The organism is Streptomyces sp. NBC_00988 (assembly GCF_045162645.1).
Taxonomy (GTDB): domain Bacteria; phylum Actinomycetota; class Actinomycetes; order Streptomycetales; family Streptomycetaceae; genus Streptomyces.
Genome location: NZ_CP108730.1, coordinates 2,102,529 through 2,128,640, shown reverse-complemented (window position 1 = coordinate 2,128,640; position 26,112 = coordinate 2,102,529). Strand labels below are relative to the sequence as shown.

The window sequence follows — 26,112 nt, the reverse complement described above, 5'->3', positions numbered from 1 at the left end:
GGGCGGCGGGCTCAGTGCTGGAGTGCCGCCGCGGTCTCACGCAGCCGCGCGTGCAGTCCGCGATGCGTCTCGCGTGCGGGCAGCCATTCCTTCCGGATCTTCGCCACACAGGTGTAGTTGGTGTCGCACACGTTGGCCAACGGCGATTCGACCGCCTGGGTTGCGAACTGGTAGGCGTCCAGTTCGCTGAACCCGTAGTCGCGCACCAGCCAACGCACCAGGTCGAGCTGGGAGATCCGGAACGCGTCCTCCAACGGACGTGCCGAACCCGTCGAGATGATGTGCGTGTCCGACTCGATGCGCGGCCAGGGCGTGGCGACCCCCTTGAGCAGCTCCACGATCACCACGGTGTTCATCGCGCACTCGACCGCGACGCCACAGGTCTCGCCCTCGCCCTGCCGGGCGTGCCCGTCACCGAGGCTGAGCAGCGCGCCGTCCACGTTCACGCCGAGGTAGCAGGTGACCCCGGCCCGCATCTCGGGCGTGTCCATGTTCCCGCCGTGCGCGTCCGGCACCAGCGCCGAACGCACCTCCAGGTTGGCGGGGGCCACCCCCACCGTGCCGTGCATCGGGTCGAGGGGCAGCTCGATCTCGATGTCGCTGTCCCGCGCGCGGAACAACGCCGTACGGCGGGTCCGGTCCAACTGCCAGATCCAGACGGTCTCCGGGAGCGGCGGCTGCAGCGTCGCCGTGGTGTGCGTCGAGGTGAGCGCTCCGAAGAGCGGAACCGTGGTCGAGGCGGCCCAGTCCCGGGCGGGTTCGATCGACACGAAGTGCACGGCGACCGTGTCGCCCGGCTCCGCGCCCTCCACGTGGAAGGGGCCGGTCTGCGGGTTCAGGAACGGGAACTCGCACACCTCGGACACCAGGTCCTTCTCGGACCGTACCCGTCCGGCGAAACAGTCCTCCGTGTACAGGTCGAGGACCGTGCCGGGCGTGATGCGCGCCACGGGCGGCGCGCCGCCGAACGTCCAGGCGTACTCGCCCGGTTCGGGCCGCACCGTCAGGATCCGGGGGTCGTTCATCGGGGCTCTCCTTCGTGGATACCCTCGGCTTCAGCCGGGGGAGGAAACGAAGCTCCTGCGCAGCAGGGCAGGGAAAGCCGGTTCGCTGTCAGGGCGGACCGGCGTCCACCGTCTACCGGCCGACACCCGTCGCTCAAACGGGAGCTGATTGAATGTGAGGTATGGCGCGGCAGGTCAAGCGGGCGTTCAAGTACCGCTGTTACCCCACGGGCGAGCAGGCGGCGGAGCTGTCGCGTACGTTCGGCTGTGTCCGTCTCGTCTACAACAAGGCGCTGGAGGAGCGCACCCGGGCCTGGTACGGGGAGCAGCGCCGCGTCTCCTACGTGCAGTCGTCGGCCGCGCTGACCCAGTGGAAGAAGACCGAGGAGTTCGCGTTCCTGGCGGAGGTGTCCTCCGTTCCGCTCCAGCAGGCGCTGCGCCACCTTCAGACGGCGTTCGGGAACTTCTTCGCCAAGCGCGCCCAGTACCCGCGCTTCAAGGCGAAGAAGAAGTCCCGGGCGTCGGCCGAGTACACCCGCTCCGCCTTCACGTGGCGCGAGGGCCGTCTGACGCTGGCGAAGATGGTCGGTGCGCTGGACATCCGCTGGTCGCGTCCCCTCCCGGAGGGTGCGGTCCCGACGACGGTGACTGTGTCCCGTGACAGTGCGGGCCGCTGGTTCGTGTCGCTGCTGTGCGACGACCGCATTACCCCGGCTCCGGCCACGAAGAACGCGGTCGGCATCGACGCCGGCATCACCTCCCTCGTGACCCTGTCCACCGGCGAGAAGGTCACCAACCCCCGGCACGAGCGCCGTGACCGCGCCCGTCTTGCGAAGGCGCAGCGGGAACTGTCCCGCAAGGCCAAGGGCTCGGCGAACCGGGAGAAGGCCCGCCGCAAGGTCGCCCGCGTGCATGCGCGGATCGCCGACCGGCGCCGCGACCACCTGCACCAACTCACCACCCGGCTCGTCCGTGAGAACCAAACGGTCGTGATCGAGGACCTCACCGTCCGCAACCTGCTGAAGAACCACACGCTGGCGCGCGCCATCTCGGACGCGTCGTGGACGGAACTCCGGTCGATGCTGGAGTACAAGTGCGCCTGGTACGGGCGCGAACTCGTTGTGATCGACCGCTGGTTCCCCAGCAGCAAGCTGTGCGGGGCCTGCGGCACGGTCGCGGCGACGATGCCGCTGAACGTCCGGGAGTGGACGTGCGACTGCGGCGCCGTACATGACCGCGACATCAACGCGGCCCGCAACATCAAGGCGGCCGGGCTGGCCGTCTCGGCCTGTGGAGCTGGTGTCAGACCTCAAGGGAGTCCTCCTGGCGGGCAGTCGGCGTTGAAACAGGAACCCCTACAGCGCGAGCCGTAGGAATCCCCCTCCTTCAGGAGGGGGAGGAAGTCAAGGCTGTACTGCTCCGTTCTGCGGATGACCCGTGGAGGCGGGTTCGTCGAGATGGACGCGGGCGGTTTCGGCTATTCGCTCGGGGTGCCGTCGTAGGAGAACGAGCAGGACCACGACCCCGGCCGCCATCCATATGCCGACGACCGGACCGGCGTAGGACACGGGAGCGGTCAGTTCGGTCACGAAGTCGAAGGCCGGGATGCCTGCCGCGGTGAGCAGGGCGGGGACGAAGGCGACGATCCCGAGGAGGGGGACCAGAAGGTGTCGCAGCGGCTTGAGCAACTCGCGCCTGCGGCGCAGGAAGTAGCCCGCACATGCCAGGTTCACGACGATGTAGACACCGATGACGACGGTGACGATCACCGTGGCCAGGAGGAGGAACGCGGTCACCGGGTCGTAGCCGAGGCCGAGACCCAGTACGGCGCCCACCGCGACGACGGTCTGCACGGCGATTCCGGTGACGGGGGAGCGGTGGCGTGGGTGCAGGGTGGCCAGGACGCGGGGGAGTACCCGAATGCGGGCTAGGGCGAAGGCCGTGCGGGTCGAGACGGTGGCGCACGCGTTGGCGTTGGCGATCGTCGAGTTGACCACGGCGAGGAACACCAGCACCCAGAACAGTCCGAACGACGCGCGTGCCACCCCCTCCCAGGACGCGGCTCCGGAGGCGCCGAATCCGCTGAAGCGGTCCGGCCCGAAGTACACCGTCATGGCGTAGGTCGTCAGCACGTAGAACAGGCCGATCCCGAGGGCCGCGCCGAGCACCGCGCGGTGCATCGTCCGGCGCGGGTCCCGTGTCTCCTCGGCGAGCGGCGCGGCGGCCTCGAACCCGGCGAACGCGAGCACCGTGTAGACCGAGCCGGCGAAGACTCCGCCGAGCCCTGAGTAGTCCTTGCCGGTGTGCGAAGTGCCGAACACCGAGAGGGTGTTGGCGCTGCCGGCCTTGCCGATCAGCCAGACGGCGAACACCAGGAAGGCGAGGATCTCGAAGACCCCGAGGACCGTGCCGAAGCGGGCGGAGGCGCGCACTCCGAACCAGCCCGCCACGGCGATGATCGCGGCGCCCGCGAGTGCCCACGGCCACCACAGGTTCTCCGGATACGAGGACCACTCCTGGTGCAGGGTGCCCGCTGTGGTGAAGCCGAGTTGGAGGAGCAGCAGCGGTGGGACCAGCGCCTCCACGAAGACGTAGCCCCAGCCGACCAGGAAGCCGACGGCCGGATGCAGTCCTTGTGCCGCGTAGGTGGCCACTGAGCCGGCGGCGGGCAGTTCGCGGGCCAGCTCGGCCACGCAGGACGCGGTGAACAGGCAGGCCACCAGCGCGATCAGTACCGACAGAGGGAGGCTTCCGCCCGCGAAGGCCGCGCCCGACGGGATCGACGCGGCGACCGCGGCGGCCGGTGCCATCGCCGTGACACTTTGGAACAGGACCTCACGCAGCCCGACGGCATCCCGCCGCAGCCCCTGAACTGTCTCCCCCGACACGTGAATCCCCCCTCGTCCATCCGCATCCGCACCTGCACTCGCACCCCGTCGTCACGACACGACGGCTGCGCCTCGCGTGAATCACGGTACGGCGCTTGCGGGTTGGGCAGTAGGGCGCGGCGTGCTTCCGTGGACGGCGGCGGAACTGTGGATAAACCGGTCACTCGGACGGGTGAACCCGGCCGGGTTTCAGGCCTGTTCGGCCACGTTGTCCCCAGCCCGTCCGGCCACGATTCCCCCAGCCCGTTCGGCCACCGCCGCCGGATCGTCGAGGACGGCCCGCACCACCGAGTGCGCGGCCCCCAGCAGCGGACCCTCGGGCCCCAGCCGCGACACCGACACCGGACAGGCGGGCCCCGCCGTGCGCCGCGCCAACTCGGCCTCCAGCGACGGCAGTAGCCAGGGCGCGAGACCGGACAGCGCGCCGCCCAGCACCACCAGCTGTGGATCGAGGAGGTTGACCGCGCCGGTCAGCGCGATGCCGAGCGCCGTACCGGCGTCGTGCAGGGCGCCTCGTACCGCCTCGTCGCCGTCGGCGGCGCGCGTCGCGAGCAGACCGACCCGGTCCGCGCCGGGCTCCAGACCGGCGGCACGCAGCACCGCCTCCTCGCCCGCGTACTGTTCGAGACATCCCCGCCCGCCGCACGCGCACTCCGGCCCGTCCGGACGCACCGGGACATGCCCCAACTCGCCCGCGAATCCCCGGGTTCCGCGTAGCAGCCCCCCGTCGACCACGACTGCGGCGCCGATGCCGATCTCGGCCGACACATGCAGGAAGTCGCGCGGAGTGGTGTCGCCCAGCCAGAGTTCGGCGAGCCCGCCGAAGTTGGCCTCGTTGTCGACGGTGGGCGGCAGCTCGGCGGGCAGCAGGGCGCCGAGATCCGTGTCGTGCCAGTCGAGGTTCGGGGCGCGGACGACCGTACGGCCGTCGCGTGCCACCAGACCGGGTACGGCGACCGCGAGCCCGGCCGGCCACAGGCCCTCCGCGTCCGCCTCGGCGACTACCTGCCGTACCAGTGTGGTGAGTTCGGCGAGCACCGGCTCGGGGGAGCGGCCACGGTTCACGCCGTGTCGCACGGCACGCGCGCGTATCTCGCCGCGCAGATCGACCGCGCAGACCGCGAGATGGTCGACGCCGATCTCCGCGCCGATCCCGGCCGGACCGCGTCCGCTGACGGCGAGCGCCGATCCGGGGCGGCCCACGCGGCCGGGCCGCTCGGGGCCCAGCTCTTCGAGGAGCCCCGACCGGATCAGCTCGTCCACCAGCGTCGACACCGCCGCACGGGTCAGCCCGATGCGCGAGGCCACGGCAGCACGGGAGAGCGGACCCTCGGCGCTCACCGTGTGCATCACGCGCGCGAGGTTGCGCCGGCGCATGCCCTGCTGGGTGTCGGGCAGGGCACGCCCGGACCCGGTGGGGTGCGCCTCGTGCAGCGGTGCGGTCATGCCTCCGTCAGTCCTCGGTCGGTGTGCGTCAACGGGCGTCCGGCCCCCGTTCGAGCAGCGGAGCCGCGTCGGAGAGTACCCCGGAGATCCTGGCCAGCGTCGCCTCGTCGCGCTCCACGGCGTCCAGCACCGGCCCGGCGGCGGTGTTCCAGCGCCGGGCCACCGCGGCCGGATCCTCGCCGGTCAGCAGGCCCGCGGCCTGCGCGGCGGCACCGAGAGCGACCAGTTCCTTCGCCTCGGGCACCTGGACCGGGCGCCCCGACAGCCGTCGTACGGTCTCCTGCCAGGCCGTGCCCCGGGCGCCCCCGCCGATCAGCAGCAGGGGCGTGGTGCGGTCCGCGTCCTCGTCGAGGACCAGGTCGAGCGCGCCCAGCAGGGCGTGCACAGCACCGTCGTAGGCGGCCTGGAGGAGCTGGCCGCCGGTGGTGTCGTGACGCAGGCCGTGCAGCAGGCCGGAAGCGTTGGGGAGGTTCGGGGTGCGCTCGCCGTCCAGGTAGGGCAGCAGCGTGACTGAAGTGCCGGGTTCTACGGCTTCCCGGTCCAGGCCCAGCAGGGCGGCGACCCGGTCGACGGCGAGGGTGCAGTTCAGGGTGCAGGCCAGGGGCAGCCAGTCGCCGTGCGCGTCGGCGAAGCCCGCGACCGTGCCGGACGGGTCGGCGGGGCGGTGCTTCGACACCGCGTACACGGTGCCCGACGTGCCGAGGCTGAGCACGGGGACGCCGGGACGCAGCCCGAGACCCAGCGCGGCGGCCGCGTTGTCGCCGGTGCCCGGTGCGACCAACGTGCCCTTGGAGAACGGCAGGTCGTGGCAGTCGCGCACCGTCCCCGCCACCTCGCCCGGCCGCACCACCCGTGGCAGCAGAGCCGGGTCGAGCCCGACGTGCCGCAGGATCTCCTCGTGGTACGACTCGGTCCCCGAGGCCCACCAGCCGGTGCCGGAGGCGTCGCCCCGGTCCGTGGTGCCCTGCCCGGTGAGCCGCTCGGTGAGGTAGTCGTGGGGGAGCCGTACGGCCGCCGTGGCGCGCACCGCCTCTGGCTCGTGCTCGGCGAGCCAGGCCCACTTCGTGACCGTGAAGGAGGCGCCGGGCACGCTGCCGGTGCGCTCCGCCCAGGCCTTCGGACCGCCCAGGTCCTCGATCAGACGGCGGGCCTGCGGCGCGGAGCGCACGTCGTTCCACAGCAGCGCCGGGCGCACCGGCTCGCCCTCGGCGTCCAGGGTGACCAGGCCGTGCTGCTGGCCGCCGATCGACACGGCCGCCGCCTCGTGGGCCGCGTCCCCGCACTGGCGCAGGGCCTCGCACAGGGCGTCCCACCACTGGCGGGGATCGCTCTCGCGGCCCGCCCCCGAGGAGACGGTGTGCGGCGCCTGGCCGCTCGCGACGATCCGTCCGGTGGACACATCGACGACCAGTGCCTTCGTGGACTGGGTGGACGTGTCCACGCCGACGACGAGCGGACCCTCGGCTGCTGACATCGGGCTCTCCCTGTTTTTTCCGCGGCTCTGCGGGCTCTGACCTGGTGTTCTCAAGGCTGTCCGGGGTGCGGTGACCCGTACCCCACTCCTTCAGGGACACGTTGTCCCTTCCCAGAGCTGCGTGTGCATACTAATTTGTAAACCGCCATGACGAAATAGTCGCAGCGAAGCAACAAGGAGCCGCGTCATGAACTACCAGCCCACCCCCGAGGACAGGTTCACCTTCGGCCTTTGGACCGTCGGCTGGCAGGGAAGGGACCCGTTCGGCGACGCCACCCGCCGCGCCCTCGACCCCGTCGAGACGGTGCAGCGCCTGTCCGAGCTCGGCGCCCACGGTGTGACCTTCCACGACGACGACCTGATCCCCTTCGGGTCCTCGGACACCGAGCGCGAGGCGCACATCAAGCGCTTCCGCGAGGCCCTCGACGCGACCGGCATGAAGGTGCCGATGGCGACCACCAACCTCTTCACGCACCCGGTCTTCAAGGACGGCGCGTTCACCGCCAACGACCGCGACGTGCGCCGCTACGCCCTGCGCAAGACGATCCGCAACATCGACCTCGCGGTCGAACTGGGCGCCGAGACCTACGTCGCCTGGGGCGGCCGTGAGGGCGCCGAGTCCGGCGCCGCCAAGGACGTGCGCGTTGCCCTCGACCGCATGAAGGAGGCCTTCGACCTCCTCGGTGAGTACGTCACCGACCAGGGCTACAGCATCAAGTTCGCGATCGAGCCCAAGCCGAACGAGCCCCGCGGCGACATCCTGCTCCCCACCGTCGGCCACGCCCTGGCGTTCATCGAGCGCCTTGAGCGCCCGGAGCTCTACGGCGTCAACCCCGAGGTCGGCCACGAGCAGATGGCCGGGCTCAACTTCCCGCACGGCATCGCCCAGGCCCTGTGGGCGGGCAAGCTCTTCCACATCGACCTCAACGGCCAGTCCGGCATCAAGTACGACCAGGACCTGCGCTTCGGCAACGGCGACCTGCGTGCCGCCTTCTGGCTGGTCGACCTCCTGGAGAGCGCCGGTTACGCCGGCCCGAAGCACTTCGACTTCAAGCCGCCGCGTACCGAGGACCTCGACGGCGTGTGGGCGTCCGCGGCCGGCTGCATGCGCAACTACCTGATCCTCAAGGAGCGTTCGGCCGCGTTCCGCGCGGACCCGGTGGTCCAGGAGGCGCTGCGCGCCTCGCGCCTGGACGAACTGGCGCAGCAGACCGCGGCGGACGGCCTCAAGTCGCTGCTCGCGGACCGCTCGGCCTTCGAGGACTTCGACATCGAGGCGGCCGCCCAGCGCGGGATGGCCTTCGAGCAGCTCGACCAGCTCGCCATGGACCACCTCCTGGGAGCACGCGGCTGACCGCACGCACGCGTGCGTCACGTCACTCGCGAGCCCGTTGGTGTGCGTGACTGCCCGTTCGTGACCGGCCCCCGCGCGGAATGCTCCGGAATCATGCGATCCACGGCATGAGCCCGTATCAACCACCGCGCGGGGGTCGCGCCATGACCTCCACGCGGCGACTCTTGACCGTATGGCCATGCCGCCCGTACCACCTCGACCGCCCGGGCCTCCGGGCGCCGCCCCGCCTCCGGGAGGCGGCTTCGGACCACCACCTCCCGGAGACTTCGGACACCCGACGGCAGGGGACTACGGGGACTACGGACCGCCTCCCCGCAGGCGCCCCCGACCACTGTTCATCCTGCTCGCCGTGATCGTCGCCGCCGGAGCCGTCGCCGCCATCGTGCTGATGGCCTCCGGAGGACACGACTCACCGGACAAGAAGACTCCCGCGGGGGGCAGTTCGGGCACGAGCCGCAGCCCGTCCCTCACCCTCCCGACGAAACTCCCCACCAGCCTGCCGACCAAGCTCCCGTCGTCGCTTCCGTCGAACTTCCCCTCGGAACTGCCGAGCGAGGTTCCCAGCGACATCGAGTCCCTGCTCCCGTCCCTGTTCGGCTAGCCGCCTCAGGAGCCGACGGACGCTCAGATGCCGTGCGACAGCTTCAGGTACACCACGGTCGTCTCGATACCGCTGTCGACCAACCGCCCCTGCGCGTCGAACGCGCCCGCGCCGTCCGTCATCCCGAAGTCGTTGTCATTCACGAGGACGAGCGTGTCGTGATCCACGCGCGCGATGCCCTCGATCTTCTGCGGCACCCCGGAGACGGTCCCCAGGTCGACAACCAGCTTCTTGGCCAGCACGAGGACACCCGCGGCGGCCGGGTCGTCGAGCTGCTCCAGCGACGGGGACGTCGTGTCGTCGTCGTAGGGACCGCCGAGGATGTTCGACTTCCGGCTCAGCTTCACCATCTGCAGCCGGGCCGCCTTGTCGGTGCGCTCCTCGACCAGCAGCCGATCGTCGCCCACGGCGACCACCGAGGAGATCTTGAGTTCGGAGGTGTCGTCCTCGCCGGGGTCGACCACGTTCACCGGGTCGAAGCGGTACGCGTACTCCGCCGTGACCGCCTTCCTCTTCGTGGAGAAGCGCAGCAGACGGGTGTTGAGCGACGCGTTCCCGGCGTCCCCGTCCGGCAGCGACAGCGGGCTCTGCAGGGCCATCACCAGGTCGCCGCCGGGCAGTTGGGCGAGCCCCTCGAAGCCGCGGTTGGTCTTCCGGTGCAGCAGGACGGCCGGCAGCGCCTCCACCACCGGGTAGTCGGCACCGGTCAGGTGCAGCCCCTTGGGCACGTACCGCGTGAGCACCTTCCCGCGCGCGGAGACATGCACCAGGGAGGGCCCGTACTCGTCGACGAGCCAGAAGGACCCGTCCCCGGCCCGCACGATGCCTTCCGTGTCCAGCCCGTTCGGGTTGTACGGCAGCGCCGTCTGCGCGTCGTAGGAGTACGGCGCCTCGTCGCGTCCCTGCTGGTTCGGCAGCCCGGTGACGGCCTTCCCGGAGGACGTGGTGATCGGGAGGGCGTCCAGGACCTTCACCTTGTCCCCGGAGACACGGATCTTCACGATCGCCGGGTCGAAACCGGGCACGGGGAACGTACGGCGCTTCGTTCCGCCGACCTTGATCTGGCCGTTGGGCCCGCGGTCGGTGACCGTCCAGTACTCGCCCTTACGGCCGGCCGGATAGATGTCGCTGCCGATACCACCGAGGTCCACTCCCCGGTCGTTGTCCACCGTCCCGGGCAACAGCGCGTTGCTGAACGCGCCGAGCGGAATGTCGTCCAGCGTCGCCGTCCGCGTGACATGGGCGGCCTCGGCCTTAGCGGGGGCTCCTGCGGCCGTACCGGCGGCCACGAGGGCGACCACCACGGCGAGCGGAACACCCGCCACGACGGGACGACGGACGCGGCGTCGGACGAGGTCGTGCGGGGACATCGGGCCTCCTGAGGGCAAGTTCGCTGACAGCGGCCAGAGTTGGGCGTCACGAGGAACGGTGCTCGACGGTGAGGTGAATCTGGGGTGTCGGCCGCTTGTCGGGCGGGCGCGGCATCTGGGAGAGATCGGCCACGTAATGCGATCGCGTCCCGTGGCGCTGCCGGCTGCACAGGCCCGGTGACAGATCCCTTCCTCCTCCGCCCGGTCGCCGAGGGCGAGTTCGAGACCTGGTCCGCGCGACTACGGCGTTCCGCGCGGACCGGGAGCCGTTCTGCCCGGGAGGCTGGGTGTTCCCGGCGGACCGAACTCAGTGGGTTGGGCGGTCTTGGTGGGCCGCGCCGAACCACACGGGCAGTCGGCTGAACAGGTCCTCCTGGTCGTCGCCGACCCACGCCACGTGACCGTCCGGCCGCAGAAGCACCGCGGGTGCGTCCAGTCCCTCGCTGACGTCGACCACGTAGTCGACGCGATCCGCCCAACCCGCGACCGAGAGCTGGCCTGTCTGGTCGAGCAGGAGCCCTCGGCCGCCGTGCATCAACTCGTAGAGGCGCCCCTGCTTCAGCTTCACGTCCCGCAGCCGCCGGCCCAGCAGTTCATGGCCCTCGCCGAAGTCGTAGCGGATCCCGACCGCGGTGATCATCTCGGTCACGTACCGGTTCACCTCCTCGAAGTCCATCAGCGTCGAGAACAGTTCCCGTAGTGCGGTCGGACCGGGATCGGTCCCCAGGAGCGTGATCTGCGCGCGCGTGTTGGCGATGACTCGGGCGCCTACAGGGTGTCGTTCGGTGTGATAGCTGTCCAACAACCCTTCCGGGGCCCAGCCGTTGACCTCGGCCGCCAGCTTCCAGCCGAGGTTGAACGCGTCCTGCACGCCCAGGTTGAGCCCCTGCCCGCCGGTCGGAGGATGGATGTGTGCCGCGTCGCCGGCCAGTAGGACCCGATCGACCCGGTAGCGCTCGGCCTGCCGGGTGGCGTCGCCGAAGCGGGACAGCCAGCGCGGCGAGTGCACGCCGAAGTCGGTGCCCGCGACGGCCCGTAGCTGCTGCTTGAAATCGTCGAGGGTCGGTGCGGTCGCACGGTCCTCGGCAACGCCGTCGGCGGGCACGACGACGCGGTACACGCCGTTCTCGCCGGGGCTGACGCCGAACCGCAGTTGGGTCTTGCGGACTTCCTCGACGGTCGCGGCGATGGTCGCCGGATCCTCGGTCACCTCTATCTCGCCCAGCAGCGTCTCGACCGTCGCGGGCTCGCCGTGGAAACCGACGCCGAGCACCTTGCGTACCGTGCTGCGGCCGCCGTCGCATCCGACGACGTAGCGCGAGTACAGCTGCGAGCCGTCCGCCAACTCGACGGTCACCCCGTCCTCGGCCTGACTCAACGCGATCACCTCACAGCCGCGCCGGATCTCGGTACCGAGTTCGACGGCGCGCTCTTCGAGCAGCCGCTCGGTGACCGGCTGCGGGGTGGCGACGCCGTACGGGTGAGCCGTGTCCGAACGGTCCGGCCACGGTTTGACGATGCCTCCGAAGAGACCGCCCGTCCGGAACTTCTCACTGACCGCGAGGAACCGGTCGAGGAGGCCGCGCTGGTCCATGATCTCGACACTGCGCGCGTGCAGACCCTGCCCGCGGGACTCCCCGGTCGACTCGGTCAGCTTCTCCAGCACGACCACGTGCACGCCGTGCAGCCGCAACTCGCAGGCCAGCATCAAGCCGGTCGGTCCGCCGCCGACCACGATCACGTCAATCATCAGAACGCCCATCCAACGAGATTGGTTTCCGGCCCGCCGATCCGTGGACCTGCGCTCGCGAGTCTTTCGTTTCCGCAGGTCCCGGCCTCGGTCGGCCATTTTGCGGGACGACCCGGGCCTTGCCGCAAGCCCCCAGCTGCGCTATACGTTGGGTGTGGCAAGGAGTGCGTGAACTCCTTGCCATCGCCTTTTTCCGGGTGCCTCTCCACAGGTTCGATCCCTGGGGACCGGGTCGGCGAGGGTGTCGTCAACCCCCCTGCGAGGACCCGACTGACCCCCGTACGGACACGGGGGGTTCCGTCATGGTCGCGACCGGTCACCGATTCGTACGTTTACTCAGGTCAGCCCGTTGCCTGAGAGAGCCGGAGATCGGACATGTCCCAGACCACCGCAGTCATCGGCGCGCATGATCCGGGAGATGCCGTCGCGGCGCCCCCAGGAAGCGAGTTCGCGCCTCTCCTGCGCACGGTCAGGGGCAGAGGTCTACTGGAGCGGCGGTATGCCTGGTACGCGCGCTGCGTCGCCGCCAACGCCCTCGCGCTGGGCGGCATCGTCACGGGCATCGTCCTGATCGGCGACTCCTGGCTGACGCTGCTCCTGGCCCCGCTCCTGGCCGTGTTCGGTGCCCGCACGGCCTTCATAGGCCATGACGCGGGCCACTCCCAGATCGCCGGCGGCAAGGCCGTCAACCGTCTCATCGGCCTGGTCCACGGCAACCTGCTGCTGGGGATGAGCTACTCCTGGTGGAACGACAAGCACAACCGCCACCACGCCAACCCCAACCACATCGACAAGGACCCGGACGTCCTCGCCGACGTCCTCGTCTTCACCGGCGAACAGGCCAAAGACCGCTCAGGGTTCCGGCGCTGGCTCACCCGCAACCAGGCGTGGCTGTTCTTCCCGCTCACGCTGCTCGAAGGCGTCGCCCTCAAGGTCCACGGCTTCCAGGATCTGCGGCGCCAGCCCCGTCGCGACCGGGTCGTCGAAGGCGCTCTACTGGTGAGCCATGTCGTGGCCTACGCGACGCTGCTGCTCATCTCGATGTCCCCGGGGAAGGCACTCGCGTTCGCCGCGCTGCACCAGGCCCTGTTCGGCCTGCACCTCGGCCTGGCCTTCGCGCCCAACCACAAGGGCATGGAGATGCCGGACCCGAACGGCGAACGGTGGGGCCATCTCCGCCGTCAGGTCCTCACCTCACGGAACATCCGCGGCGGCGTCCTGACCGACTGGTTCCTCGGCGGCCTCAACTACCAGATCGAACACCACCTCTTCCCGAGCATGCCGCGGCCCAATCTGCGGCTCGCACAACCCCTGGTGCGCGCCCACTGTCAGGATGTGGGTATCCCCTACGTGGAGACGGGGCTCGTCGACTCCTACCGGCAGGCCCTGCGCCACCTCCACGAGGTGGGGGAGCCGCTGCGCATGGAGTGGACGGAGTGACGGAACGGCCGACGGCCCGGATACCAGTAGGGGAAGCGCCTCAGGGATGTCTCAGGGTCGCGATCCGGAACTGTGAGGAGCGCGGACCCGTTTTCAGATCAGAGAGCGGCTGCGGCCGCGGAGGAGGCGACACATGTCGAAGAACGCGAAGATCGCCGTAGGCGGTGTGGCGGTCGGACTGATCCTGTTGATCTGGCTGCCCTGGTGGGTCTCATTCCTGATCGTCGTGGGAGTGCCGACGGCCGCATATCTCACGCTGGACCCCTCGCAGCGGCGCCGGCTGCGCCGCGTGGCGGGCAAGGAGATCGGCCGCTGACCCACGGATGCCCGGCCTTGTTCCGGCCCGGCGCGCAGGAGCAGAGCACAGCACCGTCCGCGGGACTGCCGACAACAGCCCTGTGGACGGTGCGCTGCCGAGCACCGTCCACGAACCGAGCTTTCCTCGGCGACCCGGTCGATCGAGCGTGACCAGGGCGTCCGGGCCCTTGGGCGCCTGGATCCGAGCCCAAGGGCTCAACTCGGCCGCACGGCCAGCTTGTCGAGCGCCTCCAGGAGGCCGGGAAGCTCGGGGCCCCGGCCGACCGGCAGGACCTCGCCGGGCTCGTCGTCGAGGAGGACGAACGCTATGTCGTCGGTTCGGGCCACCAACGACCAGCCCGGGCCGTCGGCGCGCAGCGTGCGTGCGTCGCCCGGTGCGAAGGACGATCTGACGCGGCCGAGGGGCGGCGGGCTGTCGACGTACGCGCGGACCTCCGTCAGCACCCGACGGACCCCGCTGTGGCCCGCCTGAGGGCCTTCCCCGGTGCCGCCCGCAGAGGCGCCGTCCGACGCGTTGTCGTCCGACGGCATTCCGTCCGCCTCGGACGTGTCGTCGGGGGTGGCGGCATCGCGGCTGGCGTCCGAGGCGGCCTTGTCCGTCTTCGACGCGTCGTCCGCCCCGTGCTGGGCCTCCTGCGCCTCCTGAACCTCCTGAACCTCCTGAACCTCCTGCGCCGAGAAGTTCGAGTCGTCGATCTGCTCGCGCCACAGGGCCCATTGCAGCGCGATCTCGTCAGCACCCAGCCGTCGTTGTGCCGGACCCCAGGTGGTGGTGTCCGGCGGAGTCAGCGGTGGCCGGTCCACCAGGTCGGGGTCCGGATCGTGCGGCGCGGGCACGTTGGGAGCCGCGACGGCGACCGCGAGCGGCCAGCCCGGCAGGGCGGCGACCACCGTGCGCTCGCTCGGCGACAGGTCGTACTCCATGCCGCAGTCCCAGGACGCGATGGCGACCGCGACCAGCGACACGTCGTCGATGACGACGGTCCACCGCGACCCGTCGCCGTCCTGGCCGAGAACCAGGCCGTACCCGTCGGCGAGCGGCGCCATACCGAGCGCCGCACAGGCCTCCGGGTAGTCGTCGCCCAGCACACTCGGGAACTTCGCCGGCGTCAGCAGCACCGCCGTGAGCACATAGAGCGCATCGTCCTCGGCGGCGACGGCCTCTTCATCCGTGTCGGCCATCCCAGCCTCCCCATCATTCGTCCAACCGCGCGCACCCTAGTGTGCGCGGAAGCCGCTTGTCACGACTCCCAAGTACACCCGGAGCTGCAGTTTTCCGGCTGGACAGGGCGAAATGACCTCCGGTGACCCGAACTGTCAGGCAGCGGGGAGCCCAAGAAGCGCACGAGCCACCGTCCTTGGCGACTCGTCACGCTCCCTGGCGAGCGCGACGACGGCCCGGCATGCCAACTCGCTCACCCCGAAGGACAGCGCCTCCGGCGACACCCAGCCCGCGGCCTCGTCGATCCGGTCCTGGTCGTCCTCCACGCGGGCCGAGACGTAGACGGCGGCGGCCTCGAAGAGATTGTGCGGGCGCCGCTGCGGGGCGCTGCCCGGCTCCGTGCGCGGGGAGGTGAGAAATCTGGCGAAGGTCTTACGGGGCCTGTCGAACATGCTGACCGCCTTCCCCTGCGTGGTTCTCTGTCGCTGACCGTTCATCTACTGCTACCCAACGTAGAGTTGGAGTTGCGGCGACAGAAGGGGGACGGTGCGGTGAAGCACGTGCGTCGACCGCCTCGCACGGAGACGGGTCAGCCGTCGGGTGCCTCCAACGTGGCCCGCAGCCAGGTCAGTTCAGCCCGGCTCGTGGCCGCGCGGCCACGAGACTGGCCGACCCGCGTGCCCTGCACCGCACCGCCGTGGGGCTCCGGCGCGGATTCGATCCCGTGATGCGCACGATCCTCGAAGGACTCGCGATCGACCGCGTGTATCTCCAGGGCGAGTTGAGCGGCGAACTTCCGGACAGCGAGGGCCTGGAGGCGGCAGGAGTGTGCGTGGTGACCGTGCCCGGTGCCGGGCACGACGTCATGTTCGTCAACCCCGAAGCCTTCGCGGCGTCGGTCGCGGGAAACGTGTGACCCGCGCGCGGGCTCAGCTCTCGCGCACAGCCAGCGCCAGGAAACGCGCGTCCTCGTCGGTGTACGAGGTCATGCGCCACCCCGAACCGGCCAGCAGTGGACGGAGATTGGCCTCCGCGCGCAGGTCGTCCGGTGTGATCTGCCGCCCCTGACGCGCCGCGAGCGCCGCCCGGCCGATCGGATGGAACAGGGCCAGCGTGCCGCCGGTGCGCACCACGCGCGCCAACTCCCGCAGATTCTCCTCGGGTCGGGGCAGATGAGCGATCAGGCCCGCCGCGAACACGGCGTCGAGCGATTCCGACCGCAGCGGCAGCGCGGCGACGTCGGCGAGCAGCAGGAGCCCGTCACGGCCCCGTCCGGCTCGTACGGCGGCCTCCAGCATGGCCGGGGTCAGATCGGCCCCGACCACCGCTCCGGAGCGCCCCACGGCCGCACGGAGCGGCGGCAGCGCGCGTCCCGTCCCGCAGCCCGCGTCGAGCACCCGGTCTCCTGAGCGCAGCCCGAGTTCGGCGACCGCGGCGGCGTAGGCGGGGCCGTCGTCGGGAAAGCGGCTGTCCCAGTCGGCGGCGCGCGCACCGAAGAACTCCTGGACACGTGTGTGGTCGTCGCTCATGTTCCGCATGATCCCTCACCGACACGGATGACGCTTCGGTGCGCATGTTCGAGCGTGACGCGGTCGTTCAGGCACCTCTCCGCGTCAGATTGCAACACCTTTCGAAATGCGCCCCCTTTGTGCACCCGTGCTCCTACTAGCGTCCCCTGGTCATGGGACACCTGGACCACGCCACCTTCGGCTGGCTGACCCCCGTGCTGTCGTACGTGATGGCCTGCATGGGCTCCGCACTCGGGCTGCGCTGCACCGTTCGCGCACTCGGCGCCACCGGCCGCTCGCGCCGCAACTGGCTCATCACCGCGGCCTCGGCACTCGGCACCGGCATCTGGACCATGCACTTCGTGGCCATGCTCGGCTTCGGCGTCAGCGGCACCGACATCCGCTACGACGTACCACTGACCATGCTCAGCCTCCTAGTCGCCATGGTCGTCGTCTGCGCGGGTGTCTTCGCGGTCGGCTACGGCCGCGACCGGGGCCGCGCGCTCTTCCTCGGCGGCCTCACCACCGGACTGGGCGTCGCGAGCATGCACTACCTGGGCATGGCGGCGATGCGGTTGCACGGAGACGTGAGCTACGACCCGATGCTCGTCGGGCTCTCCGTGCTGATCGCCGTCGTCGCGGCGACCGCGGCCCTGTGGGCGGCCCTCAACATCAAGTCGCCCGTCGCGGTCACCGCCGCCGCCCTCGTCATGGGAGCGGCCGTCAGCAGCATGCACTACACCGGCATGTTCGCGGTGCGTGTGCACGTCACGCCCTCCGGAGCGGTCCTTCCCGGCGCCACGGCGATGCAGTTCATCTTCCCCCTCGCCGTGGGCCTCGGGTCCTATCTGTTCCTGACCTCGGCGTTCGTCGCGCTGTCGCCGACCACGGGAGAACGCGAGGCCACCGCCTCGGCCCAGCGGCCGGTCGAGAGCGTCGCCCGCTAGTCCGGCCTGCGCAGCACGCCCCTGAAACCACTTCCGAGCGAGGAGGCCATGCGTACCCCCCGTAGGACCCCGAGAGCCGGCGCCGAGACGCCGCCCGTGCGCGGTCGTCGCGCGCACGCCGGACCACCCGCCGACGAACTCTTCGACGATCCCCTGGACGCCTCGTCGGAGGACATACCCCCGCGCGCGGGACGATGGCGGATGCGCCCCCGCACCGTACGGGCCAAGATCGTCTGCCTCCTGATGGTGCCGGTCGTCTCCCTGCTCGCCCTGTGGGCGTACGCCACCGTCAGCACCGCCCAGGACGTCTCCCGGCTACGGCAGTTGCAGCGCGTGGACTCCGCGGTGCGCAGCCCCGTCGCGGCCGCCGTGGCGGCGCTGCAGGCCGAGCGGTCGGCCGCCGTGCGCTACGCGACCGACCCCGACGCCGAGCAGAGCGGAGACCTGAAGAAGCTCGCGGCGAGCACGGACCGGGCGGTCGCCAGGTTGCGGCTCGGCGACGACAACACCGTTGCCGACGGCGAGGAACTGCCCGCCGGAGTCGCCCGTCGCCTGAAGACCTTCGTCACCGGAGCCGAGCAACTGCGCTCACTGCGGACCGACGTGCTCGGCCACCGCGCGGGATGGGACGAGACCTACGGGCAGTACACGAAGACCATCGCGACGGCCTTCGCCGTGGGCGGGGCGCTCACCGGGATCCAGGACGCCGACCTCGGATCCGACGCGCGCGTGCTCCTGGAGTTCTCCCGGGCCGGGGAATCACTGTCCCAGGAGGACGTGATGCTCGCCGGCGCCCGTCTCGACGGCAGGCTCGACGGGGAGCGGCTGAGGCTGTTCACCGGGGCCGTCGACACCCGACGTACCCTCACGGACTCCGCCGTCGAGGACCTGCGCGGCTCCGAAAGCGCCGCCTGGCAGCACCTCGCCGACACCAGCGCCTACGTTGCGGTCGGCACCGTCGAGGACAAGGTCCTCGCCACCGACTCGGCTACCAGGGCGATCGCCGCGGCTCCGGAGACCACCTGGAACAACGCGCACACACGCGTGCAGGACGGCATGCGCAGCATCGAGTCGGACGCGGGCAGCGGGGTCGCCGACCGCGCCGATCCCTTCACCCGCGGGCTGCTCACCTCCGCCGGTGCCGCGGTCCTGCTCGGCCTCGCCGCCGTCATCGCGTCGCTCGTCATCTCGGTGCGCATCGGACGCGGTCTCGTCGTCGAACTCGTGAGCCTGCGCAACGATGCGCTGGGGATCGCCCGCCACAAACTCCCCGAGGCCATGCGGAGGTTGCGTGCGGGGGAGGAGATCGATGTCAGGGCGGAGGCCCCGCCCGGGTCGCCCTCGGAGGACGAGATCGGACAGGTCGCCGAAGCCCTCGGTACGGTGCACCGCGCTGCCCTGCGCGCCGCCGTCGAACGTGCCGAACTCGCCAGCGGCATCTCCGGGGTCTTCGTCAACCTCGCCCGCCGCAGCCAGGTCCTGGTGCACCGTCAACTCAGCCTTCTGGACAGCATGGAGCGCCGCTCCGAGGACCCGAACGAACTGAGCGACCTGTTCCGCCTCGACCACCTCACCACCCGTATGCGACGGCACGCCGAGAGCCTGATCATCCTCTCCGGGGCGGCACCCGGCCGGGCCTGGCGCATGCCGGTCTCGCTGACCAACGTCGTCCGCGCGGCCGTCTCCGAGGTCGAGGACTACGCGCGCGTGGAGGTACGCCAACTCCCCGAAGCGTCCGTCGTCGGCGCCGCCGTCGCCGACCTCACGCACCTGCTCGCCGAGATCGTGGAGAACGCCGCCCAGTTCTCGCCGCCGCACACACGCGTGCGGGTCACCGGCGAACCCGTCGGCAACGGCTACGCCGTAGAGGTCGAGGACCGGGGCCTCGGCATGGGCACGGAGTCCCTGAGTGACGCCAACCGCCGCATCGAACAGTCCGAGACCCTCGACCTCTTCGACAGCGACCGGCTCGGCCTCTTCGTGGTCAGCAGGCTCGCCGCCCGCCACGGCATCAAGGTCCACCTGCGGACCTCGCCCTACGGCGGGACGACGGCGGTCGTTCTGCTGCCGACGGCGCTGCTGCGCGGCGGCGCGGCGGAACGTGCCCCGCGCGCGGCGGTCGAGGACGGGGAGCGGGCCGTGGAACGCGAGTACGCGCGCGTGCCCACCGCGCCCCGGCACCAGGAGTCCGTCCCGGCCTCGGCCGACCGGCCCGCCCTGGCGGTCTCCACACGGGCTGCGGCGGAGTCGGCGAACGACACCCCGCCTCCCGGAGTCACCACCTTGCGACTGCACCGTCCCCCCGAGGACGCCGAAGGGACCGACGAGAACGACGACCTCCCACGCCGCGTACGCCAGGCGCACCTCGCCCCCCAGCTCCGCGAACAGCCCACCGCGGAACGGGAACGGGCGCCATCCGCCCCGCGCGACGAGCACCGCACCCCGGAGGCCGTACGGGACCGGATGTCGGCCTACCGCGAGGGCTGGACGCGCGGCGGCGGCAGACAACCGGGCCGCGGTGCCACCCCAGGCCCCGCAACGGGCAGCGACAGCAGCGAAGGAGACCCCGCGTGATCCAGGACCCGAGCATGAGGGCCGCCCAGCGGTCCGGCGAACTCGACTGGCTGCTGGACGACCTGGTGCTGCGCGTGAGCGAAGTACGGCATGTCGTGGTGCTCTCCAACGACGGCCTCGCCGTCGGCGCGTCGACCGACCTCAGGCGCGAGGACGCCGAACACCTCGCCGCGGTCGCCTCCGGATTCCACAGCCTGGCCAAGGGCGCGGGGCGGCACTTCGGAGCCGGCGGAGTACGGCAGACCATGGTGGAGATGGACGACGGATTCCTGTTCGTGGCCGCCGCCGGGGACGGTTCCTGCCTCGCCGTCCTCACCGCCGTCACAGCCGACATAGGCCTGGTGGCATACGAGATGGCGCGGCTGGTCAAGCGCGTCGGCGAGCATCTCTACACGCCGCCGCGCGTCGGTGCGCGGCCGCCCGCAGCCGGATGAGGCGAGAGAGCGATCCGTTCCGATGACCGAAGACACGACCGGCGCCCAGCGCGAGCCGGGCAGCCAGTGGTACGACCAGGAAGCCGGGCCTCTCGTCCGCCCCTACGCGATGACGGGCGGACGTACCAAACCAGGCCCTACGGGGGTGCGTTTCGACCTGATCGCGCTCGTCACGCTGGACACGGGCGCGCCCGGCTTCGACGACGACACCGGGCTCGGACCGGAACACCGGGCCCTCATCGACCTGTGCCGCCCCGAAACACAGTCCGTCGCCGAACTCGCCGCCGGAGCAGACCTTCCGCTGGGAGTCGTCCGGGTGCTCCTGGGCGACCTCCTGGAGCTCGGCTGCGTCACCGTCAGCCGTCCGGTGCCGCCCGCGCAGCTGCCCGACGAACGGATTCTGCGCGAGGTGATCGAGGGACTACGGGCACTGTGACGAAACTTCAGAACCACTCGAACGCGTACGACGCCCACTTGCGCCTCCTTTCGCTCATCGAACCGGTGCGAGGCGGTCACATCGGGCAAATAGTGGTCCAACCTCCCCAGGGTGAGGCCGCACTTGCCACGATGCACACCTACGGACGTCGAGCGTTTCCGGCACTCCCGAGAGAAGTGATCGATGGTCTCCGAGCACTCCGACGCCGAGGACGGCGAGACGACCGCCCTGGCGTTGAAGATCCTGGTCGCCGGCGGATTCGGCGTGGGCAAGACCACCATGGTGGGCGCGGTCAGCGAGATCAGGCCGCTGCGCACCGAGGAACTCCTCAGCGAGGCCGGTCAGTCGGTGGACGACACCGACGGCGTGGACCAGAAGGTCACGACGACCGTCGCCATGGACTTCGGCCGCATCACCATCAGGTCCGGCCTCTCCCTCTACCTGTTCGGAACACCGGGCCAGGACCGCTTCTGGTTCCTGTGGGACGAACTGTCGCAGGGCGCCCTGGGGGCCGTGGTCCTCGCGGACACCCGGCGACTTGAGGACTGCTTCCCCGCGGTCGACTACTTCGAGCACCGGCACATCCCGTTCGTGGTGGCCGTCAACTGCTTCACGGGCTCCCGCAGTTACGGCGCCAGGGATGTCTCCCGCGCCCTGGACCTCGACCAGGGGACACCCGTGGTCCTCTGCGACGCCCGTGACCGGGACTCGGGGAAGGAGGTGCTGATCCGGCTCGTCGAGTACGCCGGGCGGATGCACACCGCCCGGATGCTCGACTCGGTGGGCTGACGGGGGCATCTCACTCCGAAATGCCCTTCTGTGCCAGGACCTTCTCGACCGTGACGCGGACGAGGAGTTCGCCCGGGACCCCGTTGCGGGCACCGAACTCCTCGGCGCGCTCCTCGCCCATGTAGCGGGCCCCGATCCGGGCGGCCCAGTACCGGAGTTCGCCCGGCTCCTCCGACAATGCGGCGCGCCCCTGCAGCACCACGAAGTCGAACGGCGGCTGATCGTCGTCCACGCACAGGGCGACTCGCCCGTCACGGGCCAGATTGCGCCCTTTTACCGTTTCCTTCGCGGTGTTGAACACCACATCGTCGCCGTCCAGCAGGAACCAGATCGGCGCCACATGAGGGCTCCCATCGGCGCGTACGGTCGACAGCTTGCCGGTGCGCGTGCCGTGCGAGACGAACGCCCGCCATTCCTCGTCGGTCATCTTCTGTGCCATGCCCCTATCCTCCTTGCCCGGGCGACGGAGGTGGGGAAGGCTGACGGGAGATCCTCCGGCCAGGGGGAGAGGCGACACGGGGAGGCCGGAACATGGCACAGAACCAGGGACTGAGCTGGCTGCTGGACGATCTGACCGAGCGCGTCGAGCACGTACGCCACGCCCTGGTCCTGTCCAACGACGGACTGGTGACGGGCGCGAGCACGGGACTGCGCCGCGAGGACGCCGAACACCTCGCCGCCGTCTCGTCCGGACTGCACAGCCTGGCCAAGGGCTCGGGACGCCACTTCGGCGCGGGCAGTGTGCGCCAGACGATGATCGAGTTCGACGACGCCGTCCTGTTCGTCACCGCCGCGGGGAGCGGCAGCTGTCTGTGCGTCCTCAGCGGCGCGGACGCGGACATCGGCCAGATCGCCTACGAGATGACCCTCCTCGTCAACCGCGTCGGCGAGCACCTCGGCGTGGACGCCCGACAGCCCGAGCGGACCCCCGTCACAGACCTCTGACGCGTAAATAGCAGCAGGTCAGGGTGGGTGTGGGCAGGGCTGGGTGCCCGGTGGCCGTAAAAGGTCGCTGGGTGTCCGGGACTGCCGGTCAGACTGCGGTCTCCCGCGGGTTGAGGGTGACGGTGTATCCGAGCTGGTTGAGTGCGGTGATCGCGCGGCGGGTGGCCCGTTCGGGATCACGTTGGGTGAAGTAGGTGCCGCCGAGTTCCTGGTAGCCGACGTGATCGCTCAGCATGTGCCAGATCGCGGTGATGATCGAGTGCTCGACGGCGACCAGTGCCCTGAGCGGGCCGCGGCGTGCGGTCAGCCGCTTGTAACGGGCGGCGAGGTAGGTTTCCTTGGTTCTCACCGCGCCGAACGCGGCGAGGCCGAGAGCGCCTTTGAGATATGGATTTCCGGGGCGGACCTTCGTGTTCTTGGTGCGGCCGGCCGACTCGTGGTGGCCGGGGCAGACCCCGGCCCAGGAAGCGAGGTGTTTGGCGGAGGCGAACCGGCTCATGTCGCCGCCGGTCTCCGCGATGATCACTTCGGCGACGGCCTGGTTGATGCCGGGGATGGTGTCGAGCAGGTCGAGGGCGCCGCGAAAGGGGGCCATCGCCTCTTCGATGCGTTCGCTGAGCTGGTCGATCATCGTGGTGAGCTGGTCGTACTGGTCCAGGTGGAGGCGGGTCAGGAACGCGTGGTGTTCGCGGAAGCGTCCGGTCAGGGCCTCGGTGAGTTCAGGGATCTTGTTGCGGAGCCTGCGTTTGGCCAGGTCCGCGAGGGTCTGGGGGTCGCCTTCGCCGCGGATGAGGGCTTCGAGCATGGCCCGGCCGGAGACGCCCATGATGTCGGAGGCGACCGCGGACAGTTTGATGCCGGTGTCCTCCAGCAGTTTCTCCAGCCGCTGGACCACACGGCTTCGTTCACGGGTGGCGGTGGTCCGGGCCCGGGTCAGGTCCCGCAACTCGCGCACCGGCTGAGGCGGGACGAAGGAGGGCCTGACCAGTCCGTGGGCGCCGAGCTGGGCCAGCCAGGCCGCGTCCGAGACGTCCGTCTTGCGGCCTGGCAGGTTCTTGACCTGCCGGGCGTTGACCAGGATCACGTTCAGGCCCTCGGACAGCACGTAGTGGAACGGCTTCCAGTAGTCCGAGGTCGCCTCGATCACCACCAGCGTCACCCGTGCGGCGAGCAGATGGTCCCGCAGATCCAGGACCGCGTTCGTCGTCGATCCCCACGTCGTGGTCTCGGTCGTGAAGGACCCCCGCCGCTTCGGACTCGGGGTGCGGATGCAGACCTTGGCGTCCTTCTTGCTGATGTCGAGGCCGGCGCAGCGTTCGTGCAGCACGTCCACGGTCTTGCTCCCTCCCTCGCCGGACGGACCCGTATGCCGTTCCGGGAGGGCCAAGGTGAATCAGGAATTCTGACGCACGTGCTCACAGCAACACTCCACGGTTCCCGTGGACGGCCCCCAGTACCACGCTGACCTGCGAGCTCACCGGCATCACAGAAGCACCGGTTTCGGCCGGAACGAACCCCTCCAGCGTCCCGGACCGACATCGGCCCACGTCAGGGCAGACAGAAGCATCTCCGGCGCGCGCCACGGGATTTACCACGCCCCCGGCGCGCACCGAAGGTGCGCTGAGTCGCTGACCTGCAACTTCACTGGCCTCCGCAGAGTTATCCACAGGCCTGCCACGAGATCCGCCGATCCGGTTACGGTTTGTTCATCGCAAACGCACACAGCGTGAGCATTGGACTCCGCGGGGGAGATCGACCATGGCAGGAAACACCATCACCAAACCGTCCGACCTCTCGTGCGCGCCCAGTCGCGCGGCACGGGAACTGGGGCTCAAGCGAGGCGAGTTCGACCTCGCCGTACACCTCGGACGCATCCGCACCGCGCCCGACGAAGACGGCGGCGGCCGACGCGTCGCCCACGCCGAGATCGACCGGCTACGCTCGGCGGACGGATTCCCCGAAACGCTCCTGGAAAGCGTCAGGACCGTGGGCACCACGGACGGCGCGGCCCTCATGCAGGTCACTTCCGCCAGGTTCACCCGCCTCGCCCGGCTGGGACTGGTGGTGCCGGTGAGGTTTTATCTCAACCGCTATCGGGCCGTTGTCTGGCTCTATCTCGCCGAAGAACTACGGCAGTTCGCGGCCGACAAGAACCACACCGCCCTACTGAACGGCCGTACACCCGAGGGAATGAGGGACCAACTGCAAGAGGGCCTGGACCTACGGCCCCGCAACTGGCGCGGACGGCATCTCGGGTTCCTGCTCCGCCAGGCCGACGGCCCGTGGGAGCGCGCCGGCGCCCTGGCCGCGCTGCTCGATCCCGTCCAGGTCGCGGAGATGGTCCAAGACCCGTACGAGCGCGCCTACTTGAACCGCTTCCGGCCCGACCCGCCCGCCCACGGGGCTCCGGGATCGCCAGCCGCCCACCTCTCCGAGCGGATCATGACTGCGGAGGACCCGGACGAGATCAGCTGGCTGCGAGCGGATCTGGCCCAGGTGCTGGACGAGGCACGCGGCCACCGCCCCGCGCCACGACCGACAGCGGAACCGACCGCGCCACGGTCGACCGTCGAACGGGCCGCACCACGACCGACCGGCGAACTGACTGCATCACGAGCGACCGGCGAACCGGCTGGATCGCCGCCGACCGCCGAACCCGTCGGACCGCTGTTGTCCCTGAGCGAGCGCCCGCCGGAGCAGGAACCGGGGCCGGAACCCCAGCGATCACGCGGCATGCTGGGCTGGCTGCGCCGCAGAAGCGCGTGAGCCACAGCGCAGCACGTCCACCAGTTACAGCGCTCTGAACAGCCCTTCCTGGACGACCGAGACGAGCAGGCGTCCCTCCAGGTCGTAGATGCGTCCGCGGGCCAGACCGCGGCCGCCCGTCGCGATCGGGGACTCCTGGTCGTACAGGAACCACTCGTCCGCGCGGAACGGCCGGTGGAACCACATGGCGTGGTCCAGCGACGCCATGTCGAAGTTCCGCGGTCCCCACAGAGGTTCCACGGGGATGCGGACGGCGTCCAGGAGCGTCATGTCGCTGGCGTACGTCAGCGCGCAGGTGTGCACCAGCGGATCGTCGCCGAGCGGCCCGACCGCGCGCATCCACACCGCGCTGCGCGGCTCGGCGTCCTTGATCTCCTCGGCGCTCCAGCGCAGCCCGTCGGCGTACCGGATGTCGAAGGGTTGACGGCGTGCCATCCGCTCCAACTGCTCGGGCAGTACGCCCAGATGGGCCCGGACCTCCTCCGACACCGTCGGCAGGGACTCCGGGTCCGGGACCTCGCGGGCCGGCAGCTGGTGCTCGAAGGGACCTTGCTCAGGCTTGTGGAAGGAGGCGGTGAGATTGAAGATCGTGCGGCCCTGCTGCACGCCGGTGACCCGACGGGTGGTGAACGACCTCCCGTCCCGCACCCGCTCGACCTGGTACACGATCGGCACGCCCGGCCGGCCCGGGCGCAGGAAGTACGCGTGCAGCGAGTGCACGGGCCGGTCGCCCTCCGTGGTGCGCCCCGCGGCGACCAGCGCCTGGCCCGCGACCTGGCCGCCGAAGACCCGCTGCAGGGACTCGTGCGGGCTGCGGCCACGGAAGATGTTGACCTCGATCTGCTCCAGGTCGAGCAGGTCGACGAGCCGCTCTGCCGGGTTCGTCATGGGTGGGATTCTCCTGTG

The 26,112-nt window shown here is 70.4% G+C and carries 24 protein-coding genes and 1 pseudogene; 13 read left to right on the top strand and 12 right to left on the bottom strand.

Annotation, left to right across the window (positions count from 1 at the left end; all coding sequences use genetic code 11):
• Window positions 1-11: 11 nt before the first annotated feature.
• Window positions 12-1,025, bottom strand: a complete 1,014-nt coding sequence (locus OG496_RS09740) for an acetamidase/formamidase family protein (protein ID WP_405970450.1) — start codon at window positions 1,023-1,025, stop codon at window positions 12-14.
• A 161-nt stretch (window positions 1,026-1,186) separates the two neighbouring features.
• Here OG496_RS09740 and OG496_RS09735 point away from each other — a divergent pair, with 161 nt between their 5' ends.
• Window positions 1,187-2,377, top strand: a complete 1,191-nt coding sequence (locus tag OG496_RS09735) for an RNA-guided endonuclease InsQ/TnpB family protein (protein ID WP_405970449.1) — start codon at window positions 1,187-1,189, stop codon at window positions 2,375-2,377.
• 30 nt (window positions 2,378-2,407) lie between these two features.
• Here the strand turns inward: OG496_RS09735 and OG496_RS09730 are convergent, their stop codons facing one another.
• The 3 genes from OG496_RS09730 to xylB form a co-directional block, all read right to left on the bottom strand.
• A complete protein-coding gene (locus tag OG496_RS09730; protein ID WP_405970448.1) occupies window positions 2,408-3,892 on the bottom strand; it encodes an APC family permease in 1,485 nt (494 codons plus the stop codon).
• 189 nt (window positions 3,893-4,081) lie between these two features.
• Window positions 4,082-5,338: an ROK family protein gene (locus OG496_RS09725; protein ID WP_405970447.1), complete on the bottom strand. Its 1,257-nt coding sequence runs from the start codon at window positions 5,336-5,338 to the stop codon at window positions 4,082-4,084.
• 28 nt (window positions 5,339-5,366) lie between these two features.
• A complete protein-coding gene (gene xylB / locus OG496_RS09720) occupies window positions 5,367-6,812 on the bottom strand; it encodes a xylulokinase (RefSeq protein WP_405970446.1) in 1,446 nt (481 codons plus the stop codon).
• A 187-nt stretch (window positions 6,813-6,999) separates the two neighbouring features.
• Here xylB and xylA point away from each other — a divergent pair, with 187 nt between their 5' ends.
• Both xylA and OG496_RS09710 read left to right on the top strand, forming a co-directional pair.
• The gene (gene xylA / locus OG496_RS09715; protein ID WP_019062695.1) at window positions 7,000-8,166 is read left to right on the top strand and encodes a xylose isomerase; all 1,167 of its coding nucleotides are present in this window, start codon (window positions 7,000-7,002) and stop codon (window positions 8,164-8,166) included.
• Between the two features lie 349 nt (window positions 8,167-8,515).
• Window positions 8,516-8,767 (top strand): hypothetical protein, encoded by a 252-nt coding sequence (locus tag OG496_RS09710; protein ID WP_366498580.1) that lies wholly within the window; start codon window positions 8,516-8,518, stop codon window positions 8,765-8,767.
• Between the two features lie 23 nt (window positions 8,768-8,790).
• Here OG496_RS09710 and OG496_RS09705 read toward each other — a convergent pair whose 3' ends face one another.
• Together OG496_RS09705 and rox are read right to left on the bottom strand one after the other, a co-directional pair.
• Window positions 8,791-10,137: an esterase-like activity of phytase family protein gene (locus OG496_RS09705; protein WP_405970445.1), complete on the bottom strand. Its 1,347-nt coding sequence runs from the start codon at window positions 10,135-10,137 to the stop codon at window positions 8,791-8,793.
• Window positions 10,138-10,444: 307 nt separating this feature from the next.
• Window positions 10,445-11,887 (bottom strand): rifampin monooxygenase, encoded by a 1,443-nt coding sequence (gene rox / locus OG496_RS09700; RefSeq protein ID WP_405976594.1) that lies wholly within the window; start codon window positions 11,885-11,887, stop codon window positions 10,445-10,447.
• A 375-nt stretch (window positions 11,888-12,262) separates the two neighbouring features.
• Here rox and OG496_RS09695 point away from each other — a divergent pair, with 375 nt between their 5' ends.
• A complete protein-coding gene (locus OG496_RS09695; protein ID WP_405970444.1) occupies window positions 12,263-13,327 on the top strand; it encodes a fatty acid desaturase family protein in 1,065 nt (354 codons plus the stop codon).
• A 133-nt stretch (window positions 13,328-13,460) separates the two neighbouring features.
• The gene (locus OG496_RS09690; RefSeq protein WP_043668661.1) at window positions 13,461-13,643 is read left to right on the top strand and encodes a hypothetical protein; all 183 of its coding nucleotides are present in this window, start codon (window positions 13,461-13,463) and stop codon (window positions 13,641-13,643) included.
• Window positions 13,644-13,840: 197 nt separating this feature from the next.
• Here the strand turns inward: OG496_RS09690 and OG496_RS09685 are convergent, their stop codons facing one another.
• Together OG496_RS09685 and OG496_RS09680 are read right to left on the bottom strand one after the other, a co-directional pair.
• Window positions 13,841-14,827 carry a hypothetical protein gene (locus tag OG496_RS09685; RefSeq protein ID WP_405970443.1) on the bottom strand — a complete coding sequence of 329 codons (987 nt, stop codon included), beginning with the start codon at window positions 14,825-14,827 and terminating at the stop codon, window positions 13,841-13,843.
• Between the two features lie 135 nt (window positions 14,828-14,962).
• A complete protein-coding gene (locus tag OG496_RS09680) occupies window positions 14,963-15,259 on the bottom strand; it encodes a hypothetical protein (RefSeq protein WP_405970442.1) in 297 nt (98 codons plus the stop codon).
• A 200-nt stretch (window positions 15,260-15,459) separates the two neighbouring features.
• Here OG496_RS09680 and OG496_RS09675 point away from each other — a divergent pair.
• A pseudogene (locus OG496_RS09675) lies at window positions 15,460-15,723 on the top strand (alpha/beta hydrolase); the annotation flags it as partial.
• A 13-nt stretch (window positions 15,724-15,736) separates the two neighbouring features.
• On the opposite strand, the gene OG496_RS09670 reads toward OG496_RS09675, so the two are convergent.
• A complete protein-coding gene (locus tag OG496_RS09670; RefSeq protein ID WP_405970441.1) occupies window positions 15,737-16,336 on the bottom strand; it encodes a class I SAM-dependent methyltransferase in 600 nt (199 codons plus the stop codon).
• 152 nt (window positions 16,337-16,488) lie between these two features.
• Here OG496_RS09670 and OG496_RS09665 point away from each other — a divergent pair, with 152 nt between their 5' ends.
• The 5 genes from OG496_RS09665 to OG496_RS09645 all read left to right on the top strand — a co-directional run bounded on the left by OG496_RS09665 (window position 16,489) and on the right by OG496_RS09645 (window position 21,495).
• Window positions 16,489-17,262: an MHYT domain-containing protein gene (locus OG496_RS09665; protein ID WP_366498586.1), complete on the top strand. Its 774-nt coding sequence runs from the start codon at window positions 16,489-16,491 to the stop codon at window positions 17,260-17,262.
• Between the two features lie 48 nt (window positions 17,263-17,310).
• Window positions 17,311-19,836: a nitrate- and nitrite sensing domain-containing protein gene (locus OG496_RS09660; RefSeq protein WP_405970440.1), complete on the top strand. Its 2,526-nt coding sequence runs from the start codon at window positions 17,311-17,313 to the stop codon at window positions 19,834-19,836.
• A complete protein-coding gene (locus OG496_RS09655; protein ID WP_328684891.1) occupies window positions 19,833-20,270 on the top strand; it encodes a roadblock/LC7 domain-containing protein in 438 nt (145 codons plus the stop codon). Before OG496_RS09660 ends, OG496_RS09655 begins: the two co-directional genes overlap by 4 nt.
• 22 nt (window positions 20,271-20,292) lie before the next feature.
• Window positions 20,293-20,706: a DUF742 domain-containing protein gene (locus tag OG496_RS09650; RefSeq protein ID WP_366498588.1), complete on the top strand. Its 414-nt coding sequence runs from the start codon at window positions 20,293-20,295 to the stop codon at window positions 20,704-20,706.
• A 183-nt stretch (window positions 20,707-20,889) separates the two neighbouring features.
• A complete protein-coding gene (locus OG496_RS09645; RefSeq protein ID WP_366498589.1) occupies window positions 20,890-21,495 on the top strand; it encodes an ATP/GTP-binding protein in 606 nt (201 codons plus the stop codon).
• Between the two features lie 10 nt (window positions 21,496-21,505).
• Here OG496_RS09645 and OG496_RS09640 read toward each other — a convergent pair whose 3' ends face one another.
• Window positions 21,506-21,934, bottom strand: coding sequence for a PPOX class F420-dependent oxidoreductase (locus OG496_RS09640; RefSeq protein ID WP_405970439.1), 429 nt, complete (start codon window positions 21,932-21,934; stop codon window positions 21,506-21,508).
• Between the two features lie 92 nt (window positions 21,935-22,026).
• Here OG496_RS09640 and OG496_RS09635 point away from each other — a divergent pair, with 92 nt between their 5' ends.
• Window positions 22,027-22,440 carry a roadblock/LC7 domain-containing protein gene (locus tag OG496_RS09635; RefSeq protein WP_366498591.1) on the top strand — a complete coding sequence of 138 codons (414 nt, stop codon included), beginning with the start codon at window positions 22,027-22,029 and terminating at the stop codon, window positions 22,438-22,440.
• An 88-nt stretch (window positions 22,441-22,528) separates the two neighbouring features.
• Here the strand turns inward: OG496_RS09635 and OG496_RS09630 are convergent, their stop codons facing one another.
• Window positions 22,529-23,773: an IS110 family transposase gene (locus tag OG496_RS09630; RefSeq protein WP_405969281.1), complete on the bottom strand. Its 1,245-nt coding sequence runs from the start codon at window positions 23,771-23,773 to the stop codon at window positions 22,529-22,531.
• A gap of 425 nt (window positions 23,774-24,198) precedes the next feature.
• On the opposite strand from OG496_RS09630, the gene OG496_RS09625 reads away from it, so the two are divergent.
• The gene (locus OG496_RS09625; RefSeq protein ID WP_405970438.1) at window positions 24,199-25,206 is read left to right on the top strand and encodes a DUF6397 family protein; all 1,008 of its coding nucleotides are present in this window, start codon (window positions 24,199-24,201) and stop codon (window positions 25,204-25,206) included.
• Between the two features lie 24 nt (window positions 25,207-25,230).
• Here OG496_RS09625 and OG496_RS09620 read toward each other — a convergent pair whose 3' ends face one another.
• Window positions 25,231-26,094, bottom strand: coding sequence for an acyl-CoA thioesterase II (locus tag OG496_RS09620; protein WP_327405782.1), 864 nt, complete (start codon window positions 26,092-26,094; stop codon window positions 25,231-25,233).
• Window positions 26,095-26,112: the final 18 nt, after the last annotated feature.

What these genes read in the sequence shown, in the direction of transcription:
- OG496_RS09620 (WP_327405782.1), bottom strand. Translation starts at nt 26,094, where the DNA reads ATGACGAACCCGGCAGAGCGGCTCGTCGACCTGCTCGACCTGGAGCAG.
- rox (WP_405976594.1), bottom strand. Translation starts at nt 11,887, where the DNA reads ATGATTGACGTGATCGTGGTCGGCGGCGGACCGACCGGCTTGATGCTG.
- OG496_RS09665 (WP_366498586.1), top strand. Translation starts at nt 16,489, where the DNA reads ATGGGACACCTGGACCACGCCACCTTCGGCTGGCTGACCCCCGTGCTG.
- OG496_RS09740 (WP_405970450.1), bottom strand. Translation starts at nt 1,025, where the DNA reads ATGAACGACCCCCGGATCCTGACGGTGCGGCCCGAACCGGGCGAGTAC.
- OG496_RS09635 (WP_366498591.1), top strand. Translation starts at nt 22,027, where the DNA reads ATGGCACAGAACCAGGGACTGAGCTGGCTGCTGGACGATCTGACCGAG.
- OG496_RS09690 (WP_043668661.1), top strand. Translation starts at nt 13,461, where the DNA reads ATGTCGAAGAACGCGAAGATCGCCGTAGGCGGTGTGGCGGTCGGACTG.
- OG496_RS09735 (WP_405970449.1), top strand. Translation starts at nt 1,187, where the DNA reads ATGGCGCGGCAGGTCAAGCGGGCGTTCAAGTACCGCTGTTACCCCACG.
- OG496_RS09695 (WP_405970444.1), top strand. Translation starts at nt 12,263, where the DNA reads ATGTCCCAGACCACCGCAGTCATCGGCGCGCATGATCCGGGAGATGCC.
- OG496_RS09670 (WP_405970441.1), bottom strand. Translation starts at nt 16,336, where the DNA reads ATGAGCGACGACCACACACGTGTCCAGGAGTTCTTCGGTGCGCGCGCC.
- OG496_RS09660 (WP_405970440.1), top strand. Translation starts at nt 17,311, where the DNA reads ATGCGTACCCCCCGTAGGACCCCGAGAGCCGGCGCCGAGACGCCGCCC.
- OG496_RS09625 (WP_405970438.1), top strand. Translation starts at nt 24,199, where the DNA reads ATGGCAGGAAACACCATCACCAAACCGTCCGACCTCTCGTGCGCGCCC.
- OG496_RS09640 (WP_405970439.1), bottom strand. Translation starts at nt 21,934, where the DNA reads ATGGCACAGAAGATGACCGACGAGGAATGGCGGGCGTTCGTCTCGCAC.
- OG496_RS09705 (WP_405970445.1), bottom strand. Translation starts at nt 10,137, where the DNA reads ATGTCCCCGCACGACCTCGTCCGACGCCGCGTCCGTCGTCCCGTCGTG.
- OG496_RS09650 (WP_366498588.1), top strand. Translation starts at nt 20,293, where the DNA reads ATGACCGAAGACACGACCGGCGCCCAGCGCGAGCCGGGCAGCCAGTGG.
- OG496_RS09725 (WP_405970447.1), bottom strand. Translation starts at nt 5,338, where the DNA reads ATGACCGCACCGCTGCACGAGGCGCACCCCACCGGGTCCGGGCGTGCC.
- OG496_RS09645 (WP_366498589.1), top strand. Translation starts at nt 20,890, where the DNA reads ATGGTCTCCGAGCACTCCGACGCCGAGGACGGCGAGACGACCGCCCTG.
- xylA (WP_019062695.1), top strand. Translation starts at nt 7,000, where the DNA reads ATGAACTACCAGCCCACCCCCGAGGACAGGTTCACCTTCGGCCTTTGG.
- OG496_RS09680 (WP_405970442.1), bottom strand. Translation starts at nt 15,259, where the DNA reads ATGTTCGACAGGCCCCGTAAGACCTTCGCCAGATTTCTCACCTCCCCG.
- xylB (WP_405970446.1), bottom strand. Translation starts at nt 6,812, where the DNA reads ATGTCAGCAGCCGAGGGTCCGCTCGTCGTCGGCGTGGACACGTCCACC.
- OG496_RS09685 (WP_405970443.1), bottom strand. Translation starts at nt 14,827, where the DNA reads ATGGCCGACACGGATGAAGAGGCCGTCGCCGCCGAGGACGATGCGCTC.